We start from the raw sequence: 21,805 nt of genomic DNA, 5'->3' as shown, positions 1-21,805 counted from the left end.
TATGTCAGACAGTAGTAAAGAAAAAAAGAGGAAATTTGCCGATATGGTAAATAGGCAGAAAGGTGACGACCAACAAAGTGATAACCATAAGCAAACTGATGATTTAAATGAAGATCTCAATACATTAAAAGAACGTGCAGCTCAGCTTGAAGATCATTTACGCCGTGCTGTTGCAGATAATGAAAACGTCAAACGTATAATGCAAAAGCAAATTAGCGATGCAAGTGACTATGCAGTCACAAAATTTGCACGTGATATGATCGACTCGTGCGACAATTTAAAAAAAGTAATGGAAATTTTGAAAGACGGTGATCCTGTTCATGAGGGGATTAAAGTAGCTTATCAAAAAATTATAAATGATCTAAAAAAACATGGAATAGAGGAAGTAGATCCACTTGGTGAGCTTTTTGATAGTAATTTACACCAAGCTGTTGTGGAAAGAGAAGACAATGAAAAAGAGCCTGGCACTATTATAGAAGTACTACAGACTGGTTATACTATCAAAAATAGGTTGCTCCGTCCTGCAATGGTTATTCTTTCTAAGAAATCTGCTGATTGTGGAAGCGATTAGCATGAGGTAAATGTATAATGACAAGTATTGTCTTTTCAGGTATCCAGCCAAGTGGCGTACTACATTTAGGTAATTATCTTGGTGCAATCAAACAGTGGATAGACTTACAGCATAAATACAAATCTCTTTTTTGTATTGTCGACCTACATGCAATCACAGCAAATAAGCTTCCCGCAAGTGAATTAAAAAGTAATATTTTCAAAACAGCAGCAGCTTATATTGCATGTGGAATAGATCCAGAAAAGTCCATTATTTTTAATCAGTCCACGGTTAGTGGTCATGCAGAACTGGGCTGGCTGCTTGGGTGCTATACACCAATTGGTTGGCTTAATCGCATGACTCAATTTAAAGATAAAGCTGGCGGCGATAAACAAAAAGCCTCTCTTGGATTATATAGTTATCCAGTACTTATGGCTGCAGATATATTGTTGTATCAAACTAAATACGTTCCTGTTGGTGATGATCAAAAACAGCATTTGGAGCTTGCACGTGATATTGCATCAGCTTTTAACAATCATTATAAACTGGATTATTTCATCGTACCTGAAATCTTAACTTTGGATTGCACATCAAGAATAATGAGCTTAAGAGATGGCACAAGCAAGATGAGTAAATCTGACCCTTCAGAATATTCGTGCATTAACCTTGATGATACGGATGATTTAATTGTCAAAAAAATAGAAAAAGCAAAAACAGATTCAATTCTAGGCTTTGATTTTGCTACTTTAGAGTGCCGACCAGAAATAAGCAATTTGATAAACATTTATTCAGTGCTTAGTAATGTAAATGCGGAAAAAGTATGTGAAGAAGTGAACAAACATGACATGAAGCACTTCAAAAAAGAGTTAGCTGATTTAATTATCAGTGTTATATCACCCATACGTGAGAGAATGAATGATCTTTTAAAAGACCAATTCCATTTACGTGAAATATTAAAAAAAGGTACAAAGAAAGCAGCAGAAATTGCAACCCATAATATAAAAGAAATCAAGGATATTATTGGATTTGCTCAATAGACCTCTTGCATAACCTAAGGAATCAATTCAAAATTGTAAAAACAGGCAATAAGGAAATGTTCAAAAAAGTGTGTCAAACCGCATTTTTAACTCAACTCAATTTTCAATCTACCAGGAAAGAAAATATCAAGTTGAGATATAGTTAAAGCCCAATTAGGATAGTCCAATTTTGCTCTGCCTTTTTTATAGCACAATATACCTGTTTGTACAAGCTAGTAAATGAGCCCTTAGTTTTAGTGAATTTTCTAATCTGTCTATGCAGTCCCTCAATAGGGTTGGTAGTATAAATTAGCCTCACGCGAACTTTAATTTTTATATTCCTTCATTAGCATAATATAATTTTGTGCTGATTGTGTAATATGTTTAATTTCTTCATTCGACATTTTTTTGAAGAACTTTGCTGGCCTGCCAGCCCATATTTCCCCACTTTTTATTACTTTTCCATGTGTCACTAGCGAGCCAGCAGCTACCATAGCTTCAGGCTCCACAACTGCATGGTCCATCACGGTAGAGCCCATACCAATAAACGCTTTATCATGCACCATACATGCATGCAACATACAAAAATGTCCCACTGTTACCATATTGCCAATAGTTGTATCACCACCTGGGTTTCTATCCACATGAATTACCGTTCCATCTTGAATATTTGTTCCATCACCTATTTTTATTGATCCAACGTCCCCTCTGACCACACAATTAAACCAGATGCTCGCATCTTTTCCTATTTCAACCTTGCCTATGATATGCGAACCACCTGCGATGAAAGCACTTTCGTCTATTTTTGGTTCATAATCTTTGTATTTTAAAATGTGATACATATTAAGCCCACAGTTTTATGCATATGCTAACCAAAATAAGGTAGGCAGTAAATACATACTTAGATTCCAAGCTACTTGGGTGACAGATGTTCTTGACTTATGCACTTTATGCTCCTAAAATTTTTATTTTCAGCTCTATCTATAATGTCAGTAGCGGTATTAAGTATATTTCAAGTAATATTGGTTGTTGTGTTAGTAATTTTAGTGCTCTTGCAGCCGCCTGGGAGTAGTTCGTTAAGTGGTTTTAGTAATACACAACAGGGAGTCAATTCGATGATTCCGGTAAAATCTTCTGAAAACCCGCTCAGCAGAATAACGGCTATTGTTGCTGGATTGTTTATTATAAACACATTGCTATTGTCAGGATTATATTCAAAAGACGTACATAAAAAATCGATTGCAGAGAAAATTATATTAGAAAAAAAGCAAGAAAGTGAACCTACTTCTGTTCCATTTGAAAATTAATGAAGGAAGCTAAATTTATCTTTGTCACAGGTGGAGTTGTGTCATCGCTTGGTAAAGGCTTAGTTGCTTCAAGCGTTGGTGCGCTTCTTCAAGCTTACGGTTTTAAGATCCGTATCAGAAAACTTGACCCGTATCTCAACATTGATCCTGGGACAATGAACCCAACTCAGCACGGAGAGGTGTTTGTTACCGAGGATGGTGCTGAAACTGATTTGGATCTTGGGCATTATGAGCGTTTTACTGGAATTAAAGCAACAAAAGATGACAATATAACAACTGGTAAGATATATCATGAGTTGTTGAAGAAAGAGAGGCGTGGTGATTATCTGGGCAAAACTGTGCAAGTCATTCCTCATGTGACAGATTTAATCAAATCGTTCATTTTTAATGGTACGGAAGGTTTAGATCTTGTAATATGTGAAATAGGCGGAACTGTAGGTGACATTGAAAGCCAACCATTTTTGGAGGCTATACGCCAAGTTAACTACACATTAGGAAAACAAAGAGTTATCCTTATTCACTTAACTTTAATACCATATCTTGCCGCAGCGCAAGAATTAAAGACAAAACCAACGCAGCATTCAGTTCGAGAGTTAAATTCCGCGGGGTTACAACCAGATATTATATTATGCCGCAGTGAGAAAGAAATTTTCGATAATCAGAGAGAAAATAGCTAAGCTTTGCAATGTTTCTTTGTCCAATGTGATACCTGCTCCTGATGTGAGTCATATATATGAGTTACCGGTGTTGTATAGCCAATGTGGGCTTGATACGCAAATTTTGGAGCACTTTCATTTAAGTGAGCCAAAACCAAGCTTGATTGAATGGGATCAAATAGTGCATTCCATAAGGCACCCAACACAGGAAGTTACTGTGTCTATAGTGGGAAAATACACCGAATTCCCTGATGCGTATAAATCACTAGTTGAAGCATTAAATCATGGTGCGATTAGTAATAAAGTCAAAGTAAAGATAAATTGGGTTAACTCAAGAGAGAAGGAAGAAAAACCTATAAATGAAAAGCTTATAGGGGAGAAGTTACAGAATTCTCATGCAATTCTTGTCCCAGGGGGGTTTGGTGATGACGGAGTAGAGAGTAAAATATTAGCAATAAATTATGCCCGTACAAATAATATCCCATTTTTCGGAATTTGCCTTGGTATGCAGCTTGCAATTATTGAGTTTGCTCGTAATGTTGTTAAGCTTGAAGATGCACACTCTGAAGAATTTCATAACTGTAAACATCCAATCGTTAAGTTAGCTGGCGATCAAGATGACGATCTTGGTGGAACCATGAGACTTGGGGCATACAAATGTAATATAAATGCAAGCTCTAAAATGATGGATGCATATAGTAACACTACTATTTCAGAAAGACACAGACATAGATACATAATCAATTCAGATTATAAAGATGATTTGGAAAAAAATGGGCTGCTATGCAGTGGCATATCAGAAGATGGAACATGTATAGAGGCAGTGGAGTTAGAGAGTCATCCGTGGTTTATTGGTGTGCAGTTTCATCCAGAGTTTCAATCAAAGCCGTTTTCTCCTCATCCTCTTTTTATATCGTTTATTAAGGCAGCAGTTAATAAAATTTAAAAAAAGAAGATTAGCAAAGGAAAGTGTTCAAGTATCAATATATGGAGCTTGCCATAGAGCAAGCCAAACTTGCTCAAAAAAATGATGAGGTTCCCATAGGTGCCGTAATAGTTAGTGGAAGCAATGTCGTTTCTTCTGCACACAACATATCCAACGATCCAACTGCACATGCAGAGATGTTAGCGATCAAGCAGGCATGTGAGTTGCTCTCAACTTCAACGCTTTATGATTCTGACATATACGTAACATTAGAACCATGTCCGATGTGTGCTCAAGCTATTTCCTTTGCCAGGATTAAACGATTGTACTTTGGAGCTTATAATCCAAAAGGTGGAGGAATTGAAAATGGTGCTAAGATATTTCAATTTTGCAGCCATATACCTGAAGTTTATGGTGGGATATTAGAAACAGAATGCTCTTTTTTGTTAAAGGATTTTTTTGAGAAACTGAGAGACATTTGACAAACCGTCATGCTACTTGTTTTCCGATACAAATTCGTCATCCCGCTACGTGTTAGCGGGATCTATGCTAGGAGATACCGTGACGGTATGACGGTTAAGTAATTCGTCATTCCAGCGCGTGACGCACAACTATACAAACATTGTCCCACCAGCAGGGTGTCATGCAAGTAGCTGACACATAGCTGTACGAACATTCATTTTTGAAGGTAAATTGCACAGCAAATGGTGTCATCCCAGTGCCCAGACACTGGGATCCAGAAATTTTGCTTATAACTGAGCTGATGAGCTAAAGGTAGTTGTCTTACGCTAAAACAAACGTTTTTAATTAAGTTGCATAGAAGCTGGATCCCAGTGTCTGGGCACTTTAGACAATGTTACAAAAAATAATATCATAGAATTCAATAGGATAATCCCTAGAGAATTACTCATCTACAAAAAGGCAAATCGTGTTAATGCTGTTTAGATGTAAAAGATAAGCTAAATCTTTACATGGAATTTAAAACAGTAGAATACCTTTGATTGAAAGAAAGCACCAACTTTATGGGGTGAGCAACTGCAACTACTACCACTAAATCAATAAATCTTAATAGGGGAAAACATTATGAAAACGTCAAAACTGACATTAGTATGTGATATATATGAGTTAACAGATAAAGATAGAAAGAATATACAAAAACTAGCAAGAAAAATAGAAGAAGGGGAAGGTGTTGCCGAAAAGTTCAAAAATGGAATATTCAAAAAGTCCAGCTATAACGCAAGCACAATTCTTTTAGCAAAAATAACTTACGAGTATCATGGTAGAGAGGAGACGTTGTCACTACTACATTATGCTATAAGTCATAAAAATAATCAAGCTGTAAAAGATCTTTTAGAAGAAGCCAAAAAACAAAAACTATTAAAGGAAGTTCTGAATGAAGAGATGACCACAAAACATTCAGATGGTCGGGAAGAAATTCATACAATACTTACAGATGCTATATCACGTAGAGACAATGACATGATTAGAGCAGTGTTAAAGATCTCTGAGGAAAATGGTATTTTGAAAGATATTCTAAAAAAGAGAATAATTATAAAACATTCAAATAGCAAGGAAATGACTTACACCCCATTCACCTATGCTGAAGCGTGTGAAAATAGTGAAGCTGTAAGAGAACTGGGAAATATTCTTAATAAGAGAGCAACCCAGCAGCCCACTGTTGTAACAGCCAAAACTACTACAGCTAGAAGTGAAAAAGTGCTTCAAGATACTATCGGTAATATCGAGGCACCGGCTAACGCATATGAAAATAATAATGAAAGTAGTCTTGAAGAATCTATAGAACATAAATATCTTGAGCCATGCGAAAATAGTAATGAAAGTAATACAATAGCTATAGAGCACATCGCTGCTTCAATAGAAAAGCTCGATAATACTGGAATATGCGAAAAAAATGAAACTGCTGTAACAGAAACTGACATACAAGAGCCAAATGCTTCCAACAGCCTTTCTTCTGCTGCATGTTTTGATAATGGATCTAGCAAAGAAAATACTGCAGACAAAAAAGAAAAACCATCAATGCAACAAAGACGAGCAATCTTGGCTGGTAGTGTTGGTGCGGCATTACTAGTCTGTGGTATTGTAGCTTGTATATTGAAAATGTATGCCATAGCGGTGATTGGGGGAATAGTTGGATTAGCGTGTATAGGTTTTGCACTGTACAATTCGTTCAAGCCAAATACCAAGCTCGAGAAAGTGAGAGATGTAGAACAGCCAATTATTGAATCTTCTTTAAACCCAATATAAATCAAAAAAAATGGTCATAATCATCAAGTAAATTTTTTAAAAAAGTAAAATGAGATAATTTCTTTGGAAGAATCTATAAATCATTAACTTATAGCCCTTCTCATAATAATCCAAATTAGGTAAGATACGGATTCATGGCTATGGTGGAAGTCAGTAGGCAAGCAGCGTATAGTGATCGGATTATTGTGAAAAGAGCTATACTATAAAACGTCTCAACTTTCTCTCCACTTTTTCTGGGTAAGGTCACTTAAGTGATAACCTTTGATTATTCATTATTAATGATAGCCCTAGCAATACTAACAACAAACCAACTAGTAAAAACATTATATCAATCGTAATAAAATTGGTTAACAATGCACCAATTAAAGGAGATATAATCATGAAAAAGTTTTGAATAGATTCACTGAATGCAGAAACTGAGCCTATTATATTTTGTTCAACTTCCGTCTGTAATAGAATAGCGTATGGTATATTAATAAGTGCTCCTGTTATCCCAAATAAAAGCCATATTAATACATAAAAATATACAGACAAATTTATCTGATAAAAAGCCAATAACCCTAAAAGCAATAATAATAACCCACCAAAGATTTGCCCTGCAGAAATTAATGCAATATATCTAAAACGGGCAATATAAGTAGTAACTATTACTGAACCGACAACACTACCTACTCCAATAGCACTTATTGCTATTGCATATATTGATGCATTAAAATTCATGAATTTGTTTAAAACTATTATATAAAAATCGAATACAAATATTATGGCAAATCTTAATGCACTGTTAATAATAACAACATTTAAAAGTTTATTATTTTTAATTGTATTGCCCACATTTATCAGCTTCTTATATATAAAAGACAATTTACTAACCTTATTATTAGTTAATTTTGTTTCTGTAAATTCCACAGGTAAGCTAATAGCTTTAATAAAGCATGCAGATACTAAAAAAGTGAAGGCATTAACAATAAACAGAAAATCTATATCACAATATAAGATCAACAAACCGCCGAATGCAGGACCAATAATTTTTGCAAATTGGTTCGAGGTATGCAAAAAACCTGATGCTCTTGGCAATAAATCATTAAGAACCATTACTTTTAATGCTATTTGTCTAGAAGGTAAGAAAAAACAACGGCATATTCCCTCTAAGAATAGTAGTAACAAAATTATCTTATAATGATAAGCTGAAAAATACAAAATAATAGATAAAGCTGCTCGAAAAACATCAGAATAAATCAAAATAGGTATTGGATTTTTATTATCTACTGATACTCCTATAATTGAACCAAAAAAGACGCTTGGAGCTGCCATAGCAATCTCAACAATAGCGAGCATTTGTGATGGTAAGCCAATATCATAGATGAATAATGAGGCAATAATGGGTATTATCATCCAATCACCTAAACTGGAAATAAAATCGGCAATAAGTAAGTTGACGTAGTTAGCATTACCGATCAAACGATGGGAGTGTTAAATAAACTGTGTCAAACCGAAAAAAAAGTAATAAATTGATATAAAAAAATGGAGGTTTGACAATGAGTCAGAAAGTAGTAAACAGAACTACCGGTTTGGTAGATTATAAAGAATTAGAAACAAATATCCTGTCGTCTATACGAGAAGGAAGACCGTTGACAGGAAGAGATGGAGCATTAACACCGTTTATAAAAAAGTTGCTGGAGGTAAGCCTGGAAGGTGAAATAGAAAACCACTTGTCGGCTGAAAGCGAAGAGAATAATCGAAGAAATGGGAGGAATGCAAAGACTTTACGTACAAGCGCAGGGTCATTTGAGCTTTTGACGCCAAGAGATAGGGAAGGAAGTTTCGAACCACAAATAGTCAAAAAAAGGCAAACAAACTTACATCCAGAGCTTGAAACGAAGATTTTGAGCACATTTGCCAGTGGTATGGGCTATAGAGATATAGTGTCACATGTTGAGGAAATTTATGATCACAAAATATCGGTGGCAGAGATATCAAGTATTACTGACAAATTGCTACCAGTAATCAACGAATGGCGTAGTCGCCCGCTGCAGTCTGTATATCCGATAGTTTTCATGGTTTTTTAAAGTCAAAGAGGACGGGCATTGCGTAAGTAAATGCATGTATAACATATTAGGCATAGATCAAAATGGCAAAAAAGAAGTATTAGGTTTTTATTTGGCTGAAAGTGAAGGAGCTAACTTCTGGTTGGGAGTGCTAAATGACCTCAAAGAAAGAGGAGTAGAAGATATCCTTATTGCCTGCGTTGATGGGCTGAAAAGCTTTCCTGCAGCTATAAACAGTGTCTTTCCTAATGCGGAAGTGCAGATGTGTATAGTGCATCAGATACGCAACTCACTGAAGTATGTGGCCAGTAAAGATGCGAAGAGTTTTTTGAGCGATTTAAAGAAGGTATATCAAGCTTCAAGCAAGGAAATTGCCGAGAATTATCTGTTGGAATTGGATGAAAAATGGGGCACAAAGTACCCTATGGTTATAAAATCTTGGCAGAATAATTGGGAAAACTTGTCTGGTTATTTTAAGTATTCTGGTCCAGTTAGGAGGATAATCTACACCACCAATCCCATAGAGGGGCTACATAGGCAAATTAGGAAATTCACTAAGACCAAAGGCTCATTTACCAGCATAAATGCCTTGTATAAGCAGGTATATTGTGCTATAAAGAAGGCAGAGGAAAAGTGGACGATGCCTGTACATGATTGGGCATTAACTATCTCTCAACTTGATGTTTTCTTTCCTGGCAGATTGAAAATTGAGTTGAACTAAAAATGCGGTTTGACACAGTTTATTTAACACTCCCTCTGTTATTCCAGGACTATATGTTCTGGTTTTGTTGCATATTTGTTTTTTAAATGAGCTATACTCCTTAATATGGTCCCAACTGAAAATTGATTTCAGGAACATTTGTTCTTGTTTTATTGAAGCATTTTGAGTTTTTTAGATGGTTTTGTATGTAGATTTAAGATTATCACTATTTTTGTTATATAATTAAGCCTTTAATACTGATTTCCCTCAATTTTTGAAGTATTGGTTTTCTGGCACATACTCTTTTCGATCTGTTGCTTTTATAAATCAAGACCATAGAATTTCTCCATTTGCTCACTCCATAACACCGGTATTTCTCTCAAATCCACTAACTTCAAGCTTCTTGGCTGTCTCCCATTTATTATGTCTTCCTTAATCTTCGGAGCTAAATAATTCAATCTTAAAATTTGTTGTATTCGTCTTGTACCTATATTAATTTTGGTACTCAGCTCCTTCACACTTGCATATTTTTCCTCTTCTAGTTGCCGTTTCCACAGATGGGCCCTTACCACTGCTTTCAGTAGTGCATTGTTTGTTTTACCTTCTGGTTCTACTACTGTGCATTTATTTCCTTTCTTTTTTAACCCCATTGGTATAAATTTTTCTTCTGACTCAGAGTGCACCTCTATTCCATCTTCTTTTACCATTACTCCCTTTATTAACTTTTTCACTACTTCTTTCTGCTTTCCAAAACTTAAATTTTCCCATTTTTCTTCGGTCTTTTCTCCCCATTTTTCATATAAATCTTCTGCTCTCTTCATTGCTTCTTTCTCTACTTTTCCCGCTACTATTGTTCGATTTACTGATTCACAATTTTTTCCCCTTAAATGATTGTTGCATACGTAATATCGATATCTCTTATTCTCCTTTTTTGAGTACGTCAGAGTCATGTTTACATCACAGCTCTTGCACTTAATTATTCCCCTAAGCAACGCTTCCTCATATTTTGCTTTTCTATATGGTTGATTCTTTATCAATTCCTGCGCTTTTTGCCATTTTTCCTCTTCTATTATCGCCTCATGCTTTCCTTCATACTGTTTTTCATAATGCCGTACTTTTCCCATATATATCGGATTTGTTATTATTCTCCTCACCGTTGCTTTTTTAAAGATATCTGACTTTGCTTTCGTTCGATATCCTTCTCTGTTTAACTCCCTTGCCAACTCTGCCATTGACTTCAGCTCTACATACCTTTCAAATATATGCTTCACTGTCTTTGCTTCTTTCTCATTTATTATTAATTCTTTATCTTTTACATCATACCCTAGTGGCAAAGTTCCTCCCATCCATAGCCCTTGTTCTTTCGATGTTGCTATTTTATTTTTTACCCTCTCTACTATCATTTCTCTTTCTAGTTGCGCTGCTCCTGATAACACTGTTTGCACAAATTTTCCCATTGGCGTATTATTGTCAAATATTTGTGTTACCGCTACAAAACTTATCCGGTGCCTTCTAAAAAATGACGTTACCTCTATGCAGTCCTTTGTTTCTCTTGATAACCTGTCTAGCGTATACACTACCACACAGTCCACTTCTCCGGTTTTTACATCTTCAAATAATTCCTTTATCGCTGGTCTATTTAAATTACTTCCTGAATAGCCTCCATCATCGTACCTTTTGGCCAGTGCTACCCACCCTTCTCGGCTTTTTATATATTTTTCACATGCAACCCTTTGCGCATCTAAACTATTAAACTTTTGCTCTAGACCGTCTTCATTTGATTTTCGCGTATATATTGCACATCTTACCTCTTTTAGCATTTTTTCTCCTTTTCTCTCATTCCAAACAAGAGCGGTCCATTGTAGCTCATTCCCATTATTTTTCCTGCTACTGCTGATAATGACGTATAAAACTCTTCTCGGTAGATCAATCCTGTATTTGTTACCATTACAACGTGGACTTCTTCTCCTCTCTCTAATATCAACTCTGTTCCCTCTACTGGCAGTTTATCGCTACTTATTCTTTTTCCCTTCTCTAGCCGATCTGCTAGGTATTCTAGTCTTTTTGCCCCTTTTCTTGATATTTCTCCATACGCTTTCTCCTGTAACCTATATGCTAACCTCGATATCAAATATTTCTTTGTGTATTTAGGTGCTTCTTCCCCAAATACCTTTCTCCATATTTTCCTCAGCTCTTCCAACGCTTTTTTCTCTAAACATTTCACTTCTTTTTCTACTTTTTTTTCCATATAATCACCTTTTCAAACACAGCACTTCTGAATTTTTAAACGCTATAGCACTTTCTCATCCACAAGCTCTTCTTTTACACCTGCTGTCGTACTTTCCCTTGTTTTTTCTATGAACTCCCTCTGTTTATTTGCGATTTTTACGTTCTCTAACACTTCTTTTATCTCTTTATTATTTCTCGCATAATCCATTGCCGTTTTGCCAAATTTATCCTTTTGCTCTACATTTGCTCCCGCTTTTACTAGCTCTTCTACTATTTTTACCTCACTTACCATGCATGCCAGGTGTAACGCGGCAAATTTGCTACTTCGTTCCACTGCGTTTACCTCTACTCCTGCCTTTATCAGCTCCTTTGTATTTTCTACACGTTGTCCCATTACTGCTAAGTGCAATGGTCTATATTGTCCCGCATCTGCCACATTTATATCTGCTCCTTTTTTGATTAATAACCTCACTTTTTTTGGATCTGGCATTCCCACCGCGTAATGCAATATCGTCCTTCCTTTTGTGTCTTTTTTATTAATATTTTCTATTGAGTTATCTAATACTTCTTTCCACGACTTATTAAACTCTTCTCTTTCTTTCTTACTAAATTTTACCATAATGTTCCTCAGCTATTAATGCAATTTAAAGTGCCTCCAATTTGGCTCACTTTAGCGCTTAGCAAATCTTGTTTGTTTACTAGCTACTTTTTCACTTAGGGCTGTTTTGGCATAAAAAGCAAGTTTTTTTTACAAAATATACACATTTTTTTCGCATATTAGATTAAGATATAAATCTATATACTTAATCTGTTAAATAATAAGCGGTTCCTCTCCTGCTGTTGTCAGCTTTTTCTTTTAAATTTAGGCTTCCTATTTTTCCTATTATCTTGTAGCCAACCCTTTTACTCCCTTCTCTTACAGAAAGCTCTTTTTATAGCCCTTTTATCTTCTCATCCATATCTTCTAGCTCTTTTTCCACTTCCATCAGTGCCTTCTTGACCAATGGCGCTTCTTCTAACTTTTCCCTTATTTCTTCAAACCTTCTTTCTCCTTTTTCTTTTAAATCTAGGCTAAATATCGCATCTACTGTCCGCTCCGACAACTCCCTTAGTTTTTCTAGCAACTCTTCAGTTCTCGCATAATACATTGCTGTTTTGCCAAATTTATCCTTTTGCTCTACATTTGCTCCAGCTTTTACTAGCTCTTTTATTATCTCTTTTGTTTCTCCTGTCTTGCATGCTATATGTAGTGGTGTATATCCTTTTTGGTCTTTCGCATTTACGTCACCTCCCGCTTCTAATATTGCCCTCACGTTCACTATTTCCCTCATAAATACTGCTTCATGTAGGGGGTCCTTCCTATGTAGTTCCCAGTATTAACATTCGACCCTGCTTTTATTAGCTCCCTTACTGTCTTTTCACAACTCATTAAGCTCGCACTATGTAATGCCGTATATCCTCCATCATCTATAGCATTTACATTTGCTCCTCCTTCTATCAGTGCTTTTACATTCTCTACCTTTCCATAGAATGCCGCTAGGTGCAATGGTGTCTCGCCTCTATTGTTTCTATCGTTTGTACCTGCACCTTTTTCTATTAATAACTTTATTACTTCTGGATTTGACACTTGTGCTGCTCGGTGCAATATTGTGCAACCTGCTGCGTCTTTTTCATTTATTCCACGAAATGAATTCTCCTTTAATTTTTCCAGTCTTTTATTTAAATTGAACATTTTAGTTACCCCACTATAAAAACATACATAAAGTCGCCAATTTGGCTCACTTCAGTGCAAGATCAATTTCTTATGTTTACCTACACCTACCTAATTTATAGCTGTTTTGGCATGGAAAAGCAACTTCTTTTTTTCAAAAAACACACATTTTTACCGAATGTTAATGTAGTATATGAAGATATAAATATATGTATTTAATTCATTAAGCATATAGGTTGTTTTTCTTCCCAGGACCTGTTCAAATGTCGATGTTCATGCCATGTTAGTACACCTGGGTAAAACACTAAAATGTAGTTTTCTAGCTCGTATGTTGCATTTTTTTGCTTTGAATCCAATTCGTTTTCAAAATGAATGTAGTGTTCTGCTACGCTAAATCTTATTATTTTGGGGGTAGAGAAATTCTTTACTTGATAGTGGTGAACGGCAAAAAATCTTTCTAAAATTGGCTTGTATTTTAAATTCCACAGTTGTTCAGATAGCTTATCACTTCCTAGTAAAAACCTTTTTCCCCTCTCTTCTATACTACTTACTGGAAAACATGCGTTTATTTCTCCTAAACTCCAACTGTCCGATAATACTATCTGCGCTTTAGCAAACTTAATCTCAGGTAATAAGCTCTGTGGTAGCGGATATAACGTTTTTAAATTATTCCACTGATGACTTCTTTCATAAATACCGTTATAATTCTTTGTGTGAGGCTCGGTTTCTCCAAGTATTGCTACATCTAGCCTATACAGATCATTACTTAATGCCTGCTCATAATGATCGCGTAGATAGTTTTCTATAATCCTAATAACTGGACCACTAGACCTGAAAAAATTTACTCTCCCAAATGATAACACTGGTCCATCTTTTTCTATTTTTACCCCCGAATAGTCAGAAAGAAGATCTCCAAATAAACTCTCATCCAATATAAATCTCTGCGCATTATAATAATCGTTAAAAATCCTCATTAGCCGTGATCTTGCTGGCAATGATAGTTTTGCTAATTCTACTACTGCATCAACGAAGAAGTCGTTCGGAACATCTTTTATCCCTATCTGTAATTCAAAAAAGTGTTCTCCGGGTGGCTCTTCAATAATTGTAATATCTTCTATATTTGCCCACTTCAGTGCTATTTTCAGCGATGCTGGTGTTCCTCTCAAACGCTGAAATTTTATTCCTTCTTTTATCGCCTTTCTTTTGTCTTTTACCCAGCGTAGAATTTCCCCCAATCCATATTCTTCAACCAACCACGGCAATATTTTTTCCCCTAGGCTAAATTTAAATCCTTTTACACAGCTTGGGTCTACTTTGTAATCGATTGCATCAATCAGCGCTTTTTCTTGCTTTGTTGCGTTTGGTGGTAATAGCATTAATTCAACTCAACATTTAAACTTCTTAAGGCAGCACACTCATTCCCCAGTACCACAACATCCTCTCTTGGCTCGATTAATTCTACGTTTTCTACCCCATCCACAAACAGGTTGGCTATAATCCATGATTTCGTTACTTTCCATCCTAATCTTTTCGTTGTTTCAAATTTTTCTATAAATTGCTTCTTCACCGTTTCAATAATATCTGGTCTTTTAATGCTAATTTTACTGTGGATATCTATTTCTATAATATTGCAACTTACCACTTCTATTGTATCTGTTAAAATCCTCACATCCTCCCTGTTTAGCTGATTTCTGACAATTTCTAGTAATTCTTCTGGCAGTGTGGATAATTCTGTGGATAAGATTGAAACTTGTACTTTTCCTGGTACAGGTGATTCTACTAATGCATCTTTTACTCTCGTATCTGCTGATAATGCATAATACCGATAATTTCCTCCTGTGCTTGAGCCAACTATTCTTGCCTTGATTCTTTTTCTAAATCGTTCATCCTTTTCCCCGTTCTCCCTTTCCACTCCGTAAAATTCAGCTAAATCATCAAGTTCTTCTCCCCTTGCAAACTTAAGTAAGTTGCCCCTTGCTGCTTCGTTTATTCTTTCTCTCAGCAAAAGTTCTCGCCATGCTGCTACCTCTAAAATCTTTATTGCTGGGTCACTTTCTACTAATGCTGTAAAACTTGAGTCTCGACGTATCAACTCCTCCTTCATACGTGAAAAGATTTCTTCGAAGTTCAGTGGCTCAATAATGTTAGGCTGCTCCATCTTTATACCACAACTCCATCAAAGCGAATCTTTTCCCCCATTGGTAAGTACAATCCTTCTAGGTCAAGCGTTACTTTTCCTTCTTTCACTTCTGTTATTTTTACTTTTTCTAACTTAAATCTCTTTTCCCACTTTTGTAGTGCTTCTGCTGTTGCTGCGTAAATTTCTAACGTAAAATCACGATTGATTGGCCGGTCAACTAACTCAAGTAATCTTGACCCATAGTTCCTGCGCATTATTCTGCTGTTAATAGGAGTAGTTAAAATATTAACTATTGATTGCTTTAAATGTTCTATTCCTTCTAACTCTTTTCCAGTATTAACGTCCATTCCTCGCATAAACACGTTGCCTTTTGTGTTATATCTGTTTAATCATTTTCTTCTTAGTACTTGCGTGTTTTTCACGAGCTATAGAGATAGCTTTTCTCAACTTCTCCTCAAGGATTTCCTTAGGAGGCAACTGTCTTAAATACTGTGCAACATGAATATTAGATCCTTCAAGCTCCAGGTATTCTATATCTTCTTGATCCTTATCAGCACACAAAATAATCCCTAGGGGTTTTTCTTCATCTGGTTTTCGTTCATTTTTATCTAACCAATTTAAGTACCATTCCATCTGTCCTTTATAAGCTGGTTCAAATCGACCAATTTTTAGTTCTATTGCAATAAGGCGCCTTAATCCCCTATGAAAAAATAGCAAGTCTAAATACCTATCAATTCTTTCGGTACTCATCCTTTTTTGACGTGTCACAAAACAAAAATCATTACCAAACTCTTGTAAAAATTTTACCAATTCATCCAAAATCGTATTTTCTAGATCAGTCTCACTATGACTTGATGGCAATTCCACAAAGTTAAGGAAGTATGGATCGTGAAAAATGAATTCGGGGGCTAACGTATTTTCTTCACGTAACTGTTTGATGCTTTGTCTTATGAAGTCCTCAGGCTTTTTTGCTAGTGCTGTACGTTCATACAACATGGTATCGATTCTACTACGTAGTGCTCTAACACTCCATCTTTCAATACGACACATTTCTATATAATAATTACGCTTCAGCTCATCAGAAATTGCAATAATTTCTACAAAATGTGACCAACTCAATTGTTGTGACAGTGTCGCGACAATTTCTTGATCGGGAAAGAATTTGGAAAATTGCACCATCCGAAACAATGAAGCTCTATCAAATCCACGTCCATATTTCATCTGAAGTTCTTTTGCAAGTTGGGAGATGATTTGCTTCCCATAATCTGCACGTTTGTGCTTTAGGATATCTTGATCAATTCTGGAGCCAATTTCCCAGTTTAACAATACTAGAGTAGAATTGAATTGAACAGAAAGATGATTCTTTGCTCTATCTATTAAATTACTAACGTCTCCTAATAGGCTAGTAGTTATATCCATGTTCATAATTTTACTTTTGGTAAGTATAGCACATGGTTTATTTTTATTCTGAAAAAACATTACTACTTCCACTTATTACCTTAAAACCACAAGATACTGAATCCCCAACTCTTCCTATACCATGACCATTTGCAAACACTGTTTTTGACCCTTGTGCCATTACCTTACCTTCTGTAAAACTATCTCCTTGCCGACAAACTGGTCTTCCGTTTACAAATATATCTCTGCTTCCACTTATACAAAAATGCGGCAACGCTTCCCCGCAGTGATCTCCTAGGCATATAACTGATTTATTCATTCCTTTTCCTAATTTAGATTTATTCTTTGTGCCTTAAGTTTTATTCCATCCTTTGTCATCTCTACGCTTGATCCTTCTACTTTCAACGTTATTTTATCTACTACTTCAATCTCAAGATGATGATTCTCCTTGTCGTACGATAATTTTGTTCCATCTTGAAATTTTACACTATTTATTTCCTTTTTATTCTCCGGAGGCGGATATTTCTCCTGATATATTGCCGGTAACACCACTCCTAATGATAATTCCCCAAATGGTGATAACACTACCACTTGCTCATCAATATTCGGTGGTGACCAGCTTTCAGCTCGGCAAGTAATCCATGGTAACCAATCTGTTAAAAATTCTCCTACTTTGACCCTTACTCTTGCTTTTTCATAGTCGATTTCTTTCACTAGACCTATACGAATAATATTCGCTAGCCTTCTATTTAGCTCTGCAATGGCAAAATTATGGTCTAACATTTATATTTCCCACGTTTATGGTATGTGGCTTAATTTTTCCCTCTAACCAGACTGATTCTCCCAAATGCAGCTCGTGAACCCATTCAACTAACCACACTAAATACGCATCCAACTCTGGCCTAAATCCGTCAATTTCCGCAGATATAAATTCTCCTGGCGAAACATTTTCCACGTTCCAAGTATTTTTACTTACAACCCTTGCAACTTCCGCTGCCAGTGACCTTACCACTACCTGAGAATCCTCGACTGTTCCATCAACTACTACTCTTGCCTCAAATCTTGCCCTCAACGCTAATTCCTCAGTCCCCGGATCTTTTCCTGGTTCTAAACTTGCAAGCTCTACAAACACTGCTGGCGCTATTATTTCCCGACGTTCTGCTCTATACATTTCGCACGTTTGTATTGCTGGGATTTCTTCTTTTAGCGTTTTACAAATTGCCTGATGTAAATTTCCCCAGAACATTATTTCATATAACTCATTTGCTGATCAAAATACTTCTCAAATACTCTCTCTACTTCATTATCAACTAACTCTTTCATTATTTCCCGAGCTTGCGTGTTTACTTTAATTTCATCTATTGGTATGTACCTTCTTTTCTATATGACCATTTTTCATTGTTGCTATAAATGCTCCTTCATACATACGGCTTCCTACTTTTGCTCCTATCTTTGTCTGTTTTATACTCCCAAGTTTTGCTACTCCTATCCACTGCGAACTCAGCTTCACTACTGACCATAAACGCTTTCTATTTGCTTTATCCACACTTAACTTTTTTCTCATTGCTTTTTTTGGTATTTGTTTTTCTTCGCTAACTTGTTTGACAGTTTGCGATCTTACCCATAGTGCTGTTTTGTTTAATGCCCTCACCGTCGCTTTTTCCACTTTTTTCCTTTCAGCATCTATACTTTGTATTACCTTTTCAATACTACCGGTAACTTCAACGTTAATACGCATTTACACCCCTGACGCTTGAATTTTCCAGATTATTCCTGAATTATCCCTAAGCGGCGGTGAGTGTACTCTGTATCTACAACTACCTATGGAAAAAGTATCTCCCACCATTGGCTTTAATACATCAAACACACTTACTTCTAAAGTCAAAATTTCTCCTACAAATTGTCCTTCACCAATCCCGTATAATTTATCTGGCTGTTGCTTTAATATCTGTACCTTGTATGACTTATCCTTTGACTCATACAACGCTTGCTCTCCCAGATGTGCAAAACAATCTTTAAATAATCTCTTAATATTTCCTTGCATTCTTCCTTTATACTTACTAAACTTCTAAAGCTTGTGTAGGTAGCTTTTTCGTACCTCTTTTCTTGTAGTTGCTCTGCCTACAAAAACCATTTGCACATCTTACCTTTATATAGTAATTTAAGAAGCACGCTAAGAAAGTGGCTACATTGGTAGGAGAGTTTGATTAAAGTCATTCTCTCCTTTTTGGCTCCTCTATGCTGCAACGATTTTTACTAATATCCCCGGACGGTGGCACATCGGCAAAGGGTTTGATTGGGTATGAAGGTCAGTTCCTCTATCAAATCTTCTTGGCTCTTGTTTTGCATAGAGCGGCTGTCCTAGTGTATTTACTGTTTCATTGAAGTCCGCTGGCGCAAAGTAAGTAGTAAATGTGTTTGCTGTACCAAGTGGAAAACAGTGCCCCGTATCTTTTTCTATAAACCTTCTCACATTTCCTTCAGGGTCAGTTGCTTGTCCTCTGTACTCCTCAAATGTTATTCCACAGAACGTAAATCCTGATCTCATGTCGTTCCGGAGTGCTGCTCCTTCTTGCCATCTCTCGTATGCTTCTTTTACCTTGGTATGAGAAGTTAAAGCGTCAAAAAACTCTGGGCTTACCAGCGCATGAATCCCGGTCATATATTCACCACTTAAGTTGTCCTCAACATGCCTCAATACTTCCAGACACTTACGCTTGACATCGGTGGTTGCTGTTCCCAGCGCAAAATTTACTACTTTTGGCGTAATTTCAAATTCGTTGTAAAGGTTTAATAACTCACTGCCATCAGCATCCAGAATAATCCCTTTTAACGCCCCCATCCGCAAATGTTCTAACGTTATTGCGTGTTTGTTTCTCATCAATTGCAAATGATCGGTTACTACATCTGCAAGTGCTTTTAGTTCACTCTCTGACCCAAATGCCCTTATTCCTTGTACTTCTTCAGGCAATACTACGTCATCATGGGGAATATGTGGTATCGTAAACGTCCTTATTTTCCTTTTTCCTCTTTTCCCTACTGTTGCTGGTGCTCCTGGGACTTGTGTTGGTAATAAAGTTAAAACTCCGTGGTGTTCTTCTATCGTAATATGTCGAAATCTTACCGATCTACTTGGAAATAAATTTAAGCTTTCTGTTCGACCATAATTTATCGGCAATATGTTTATTGCTTTAGTTAATTCCGTCATACTAAATGCTGGATTTGTAAATGGATTTTGCATTCTTTCCCCCTTTCCCTTTAATGCTGTGTGTTTTAAGTTGTTTCTATGTAAGTTGCTGAGTCTGGTAGCTCGTTAAACTCCCTTGCGGATGATAACGCCTCGTGCTTCAAGTTGCTTTATTGCTGCAGCTTTCTGCTCTTCTGTTATATTTGCTGGCCACACAACCGCATGATCTGCTAGCATTGCTATACGAGTAATGATTACTGCTTTGGTGGTTTCCGTTGCGTTTACATCACTTGTTATTACACCTATTGCTGTTTGTGTGCCATCTGTGGCTGTCGGATTTATTATCTTAATCATGTTATCTTTATCATAGCCAACAACTGTTCCAAGTTTGAGGTTTTGTCCTTTGACTACGGTTATTTCCTCTCTTGTATAATCTCTATATACTTCATATTTCAGAAGATCACCTTATATGTTAAAAACAAGTTCATAAATATTACAAAGTGGTAATATTAAGAACATGCAGAGAAGAGGAACCGTAGATCGCCTTGGTCATAAAGGACCGTAATTTAGCAAGGTTCTCTTCCCTGATTATTTACTGAAAAGTTCCGAACAACTGATTGAGCTTTTAGGCTCGTATATAAGGGTGGAAAATGCAGTATTACATGTTATTCTATGGAGGAATTATGAATTTATCAAATATCATTGCTGGCATTGATGTTAGCAAAAATAAACTAGATATCCACATTCATCCACTTGGACATTATAAAGTATTTGAAAATAACGTTCAAGCTATTGATCAAATACTCGACTTTTTGCATTTACATAATGTAATCAAAGTTGGACTTGAAGCAACTGGTGGGTACGAAAAATTATGTGCTTATACTTTACTAAGCCATGGTTTCGAAGTATATGTAATTCAACCTAGATGGGTGAGAGACTATGCAAAAAGCCTTGGTATTGCTACTAAAACTGATAAAATAGACTGCAGCATTATCTCACGTTATATTAATAATACAGATATGCGCGTTACTCCTTTAAAAGTTAGTAATGTTGACTTCTTGAGGCAAAAGCTATCTCGTAGAAATCAACTAGTAGAAATGGCAAAAATACAAAAAACTCAAGCTCATCAAGTAACTGATATATCCATAATCAAACAAATGGAAGAGCTACTTGTCATATTACAGAATCAAATTCAAGTTTTAGAAGATGAGATGATTGAGTTGATTGAACAAAGTCAAGAGCTTAAAAAAAAATACATATCAATAACTAGTATACCAGGTGTAAGTAAAATCACAGCTATTACTATTATTTGTTATCTGCCAGAATTAGGAACTCTTCAAAGAAAGCAAATATCTAGCATTGCCGGAGTTGCACCTTTTAATCGAGACAGTGGTTTTAATAAAGGAAAAAGGTGCATTCAAGGCGGTAGGTCACAAATTAGAACAGTCTTGTATATGTGTATTCTTAGTGCGCGGAAATGGAATTCTTTCATAAAAACTTTTTTTGATAGGTTACATAATCAATATAAAAAACCATATAAAGTTGCTTCCACTGCTGCTATGAGAAAGTTACTTTTACTTGCTAACTCTTTAGTAAGAGATGACAGGGTTTTTACTGAGGAATACAGCCCTAAGTCTGCTTAGATCCAACACTAGCAGATTAGTGTGGATGTG

At 36.1% G+C, this 21,805-nt stretch carries 24 protein-coding genes and 3 pseudogenes; 8 read left to right on the top strand and 19 right to left on the bottom strand.

Annotation, left to right across the window (positions count from 1 at the left end; all coding sequences use genetic code 11):
* The first annotated feature begins 1 nt into the window (after window position 1).
* On the top strand, window positions 2-571 hold the full coding sequence (locus NMD99_RS07850; protein WP_253307254.1) for a nucleotide exchange factor GrpE: 570 nt from the start codon (window positions 2-4) through the stop codon (window positions 569-571).
* A 17-nt stretch (window positions 572-588) separates the two neighbouring features.
* Complete coding sequence (trpS, locus tag NMD99_RS07845) at window positions 589-1,587, top strand: tryptophan--tRNA ligase (protein WP_264688393.1); 999 nt, start codon at window positions 589-591, stop codon at window positions 1,585-1,587.
* Between the two features lie 86 nt (window positions 1,588-1,673).
* On the opposite strand, the pseudogene NMD99_RS07840 reads toward trpS, so the two are convergent.
* Both NMD99_RS07840 and NMD99_RS07835 read right to left on the bottom strand, forming a co-directional pair.
* Window positions 1,674-1,882, bottom strand: a pseudogene (locus tag NMD99_RS07840) (IS256 family transposase); the annotation flags it as partial.
* A 10-nt stretch (window positions 1,883-1,892) separates the two neighbouring features.
* A complete protein-coding gene (locus NMD99_RS07835; protein ID WP_253307252.1) occupies window positions 1,893-2,408 on the bottom strand; it encodes a gamma carbonic anhydrase family protein in 516 nt (171 codons plus the stop codon).
* Between the two features lie 144 nt (window positions 2,409-2,552).
* Between NMD99_RS07835 and secG the strand changes: the two genes are divergently transcribed.
* The 4 genes and pseudogenes from secG (at window position 2,553) to NMD99_RS07815 (ending at window position 6,719) form a co-directional block, all read left to right on the top strand.
* Window positions 2,553-2,873, top strand: a complete 321-nt coding sequence (secG, locus tag NMD99_RS07830) for a preprotein translocase subunit SecG (protein ID WP_264732556.1) — start codon at window positions 2,553-2,555, stop codon at window positions 2,871-2,873.
* Window positions 2,873-4,475 (top strand): annotated as a pseudogene (locus tag NMD99_RS07825) (CTP synthase). Before secG ends, NMD99_RS07825 begins: the two are co-directional and overlap by 1 nt.
* 41 nt (window positions 4,476-4,516) lie before the next feature.
* Window positions 4,517-4,936, top strand: coding sequence for a nucleoside deaminase (locus NMD99_RS07820; protein ID WP_253307249.1), 420 nt, complete (start codon window positions 4,517-4,519; stop codon window positions 4,934-4,936).
* A 601-nt stretch (window positions 4,937-5,537) separates the two neighbouring features.
* Window positions 5,538-6,719, top strand: coding sequence for a WD_0033/WD_0034 family tandem repeat-containing protein (locus NMD99_RS07815; protein WP_265017585.1), 1,182 nt, complete (start codon window positions 5,538-5,540; stop codon window positions 6,717-6,719).
* Between the two features lie 243 nt (window positions 6,720-6,962).
* Here NMD99_RS07815 and NMD99_RS07810 read toward each other — a convergent pair whose 3' ends face one another.
* The gene (locus tag NMD99_RS07810) at window positions 6,963-8,180 is read right to left on the bottom strand and encodes an MFS transporter (RefSeq protein WP_309166137.1); all 1,218 of its coding nucleotides are present in this window, start codon (window positions 8,178-8,180) and stop codon (window positions 6,963-6,965) included.
* Between the two features lie 77 nt (window positions 8,181-8,257).
* Here NMD99_RS07810 and NMD99_RS07805 point away from each other — a divergent pair.
* Window positions 8,258-9,488: pseudogene (locus NMD99_RS07805) on the top strand (IS256-like element ISWpi15 family transposase).
* Between the two features lie 299 nt (window positions 9,489-9,787).
* On the opposite strand, the gene NMD99_RS07800 reads toward NMD99_RS07805, so the two are convergent.
* The 16 genes from NMD99_RS07800 to NMD99_RS07725 form a co-directional block, all read right to left on the bottom strand.
* On the bottom strand, window positions 9,788-11,287 hold the full coding sequence (locus tag NMD99_RS07800) for a recombinase family protein (protein ID WP_309166135.1): 1,500 nt from the start codon (window positions 11,285-11,287) through the stop codon (window positions 9,788-9,790).
* On the bottom strand, window positions 11,281-11,715 hold the full coding sequence (locus NMD99_RS07795) for a DUF2924 domain-containing protein (RefSeq protein WP_309166132.1): 435 nt from the start codon (window positions 11,713-11,715) through the stop codon (window positions 11,281-11,283). Before NMD99_RS07795 ends, NMD99_RS07800 begins: the two co-directional genes overlap by 7 nt.
* Window positions 11,716-11,757: 42 nt before the next feature.
* Window positions 11,758-12,315 carry an ankyrin repeat domain-containing protein gene (locus NMD99_RS07790; RefSeq protein ID WP_309166130.1) on the bottom strand — a complete coding sequence of 186 codons (558 nt, stop codon included), beginning with the start codon at window positions 12,313-12,315 and terminating at the stop codon, window positions 11,758-11,760.
* A 313-nt stretch (window positions 12,316-12,628) separates the two neighbouring features.
* Window positions 12,629-13,027 (bottom strand): ankyrin repeat domain-containing protein, encoded by a 399-nt coding sequence (locus NMD99_RS07785; protein WP_309166128.1) that lies wholly within the window; start codon window positions 13,025-13,027, stop codon window positions 12,629-12,631.
* The gene (locus tag NMD99_RS07780; RefSeq protein ID WP_309166127.1) at window positions 13,024-13,428 is read right to left on the bottom strand and encodes an ankyrin repeat domain-containing protein; all 405 of its coding nucleotides are present in this window, start codon (window positions 13,426-13,428) and stop codon (window positions 13,024-13,026) included. Before NMD99_RS07780 ends, NMD99_RS07785 begins: the two co-directional genes overlap by 4 nt.
* 194 nt (window positions 13,429-13,622) lie before the next feature.
* Window positions 13,623-14,783 (bottom strand): phage tail protein, encoded by a 1,161-nt coding sequence (locus tag NMD99_RS07775; protein ID WP_264688208.1) that lies wholly within the window; start codon window positions 14,781-14,783, stop codon window positions 13,623-13,625.
* Window positions 14,783-15,565: a baseplate assembly protein gene (locus NMD99_RS07770; RefSeq protein WP_253308960.1), complete on the bottom strand. Its 783-nt coding sequence runs from the start codon at window positions 15,563-15,565 to the stop codon at window positions 14,783-14,785. The genes NMD99_RS07775 and NMD99_RS07770 overlap by 1 nt, the downstream gene beginning before the upstream one ends.
* Before the next feature lie 2 nt (window positions 15,566-15,567).
* Window positions 15,568-15,903, bottom strand: coding sequence for a GPW/gp25 family protein (locus NMD99_RS07765; protein WP_253308961.1), 336 nt, complete (start codon window positions 15,901-15,903; stop codon window positions 15,568-15,570).
* Between the two features lie 19 nt (window positions 15,904-15,922).
* The gene (locus tag NMD99_RS07760) at window positions 15,923-17,026 is read right to left on the bottom strand and encodes a PDDEXK nuclease domain-containing protein (protein WP_309166124.1); all 1,104 of its coding nucleotides are present in this window, start codon (window positions 17,024-17,026) and stop codon (window positions 15,923-15,925) included.
* The gene (locus NMD99_RS07755) at window positions 17,010-17,264 is read right to left on the bottom strand and encodes a PAAR domain-containing protein (protein WP_253308963.1); all 255 of its coding nucleotides are present in this window, start codon (window positions 17,262-17,264) and stop codon (window positions 17,010-17,012) included. Before NMD99_RS07755 ends, NMD99_RS07760 begins: the two co-directional genes overlap by 17 nt.
* 8 nt (window positions 17,265-17,272) lie before the next feature.
* Window positions 17,273-17,728, bottom strand: a complete 456-nt coding sequence (locus NMD99_RS07750; protein ID WP_253308964.1) for a phage baseplate assembly protein V — start codon at window positions 17,726-17,728, stop codon at window positions 17,273-17,275.
* Window positions 17,715-18,191: a hypothetical protein gene (locus tag NMD99_RS07745; protein WP_264688407.1), complete on the bottom strand. Its 477-nt coding sequence runs from the start codon at window positions 18,189-18,191 to the stop codon at window positions 17,715-17,717. The genes NMD99_RS07750 and NMD99_RS07745 overlap by 14 nt, the downstream gene beginning before the upstream one ends.
* 108 nt (window positions 18,192-18,299) lie before the next feature.
* Complete coding sequence (locus tag NMD99_RS07740; protein WP_253308966.1) at window positions 18,300-18,683, bottom strand: phage tail protein; 384 nt, start codon at window positions 18,681-18,683, stop codon at window positions 18,300-18,302.
* Complete coding sequence (locus NMD99_RS07735; RefSeq protein ID WP_253308967.1) at window positions 18,684-18,989, bottom strand: head-tail joining protein; 306 nt, start codon at window positions 18,987-18,989, stop codon at window positions 18,684-18,686. It lies immediately after the preceding gene.
* A 192-nt stretch (window positions 18,990-19,181) separates the two neighbouring features.
* Entirely contained in the window at window positions 19,182-20,186 is a 1,005-nt protein-coding gene (locus NMD99_RS07730) for a major capsid protein (protein WP_309166120.1), read from the bottom strand.
* A 72-nt stretch (window positions 20,187-20,258) separates the two neighbouring features.
* A complete protein-coding gene (locus NMD99_RS07725) occupies window positions 20,259-20,588 on the bottom strand; it encodes a head decoration protein (protein WP_265016806.1) in 330 nt (109 codons plus the stop codon).
* 227 nt (window positions 20,589-20,815) lie between these two features.
* Between NMD99_RS07725 and NMD99_RS07720 the strand changes: the two genes are divergently transcribed.
* Window positions 20,816-21,775 (top strand): IS110 family RNA-guided transposase, encoded by a 960-nt coding sequence (locus NMD99_RS07720; protein ID WP_253308968.1) that lies wholly within the window; start codon window positions 20,816-20,818, stop codon window positions 21,773-21,775.
* Window positions 21,776-21,805 lie beyond the last annotated feature (30 nt).

This window comes from Wolbachia endosymbiont of Listronotus oregonensis (assembly GCF_031205055.1).
In the GTDB taxonomy this organism is placed as follows: domain Bacteria; phylum Pseudomonadota; class Alphaproteobacteria; order Rickettsiales; family Anaplasmataceae; genus Wolbachia.
This window is presented reverse-complemented; position numbering and strand designations above follow the sequence as displayed.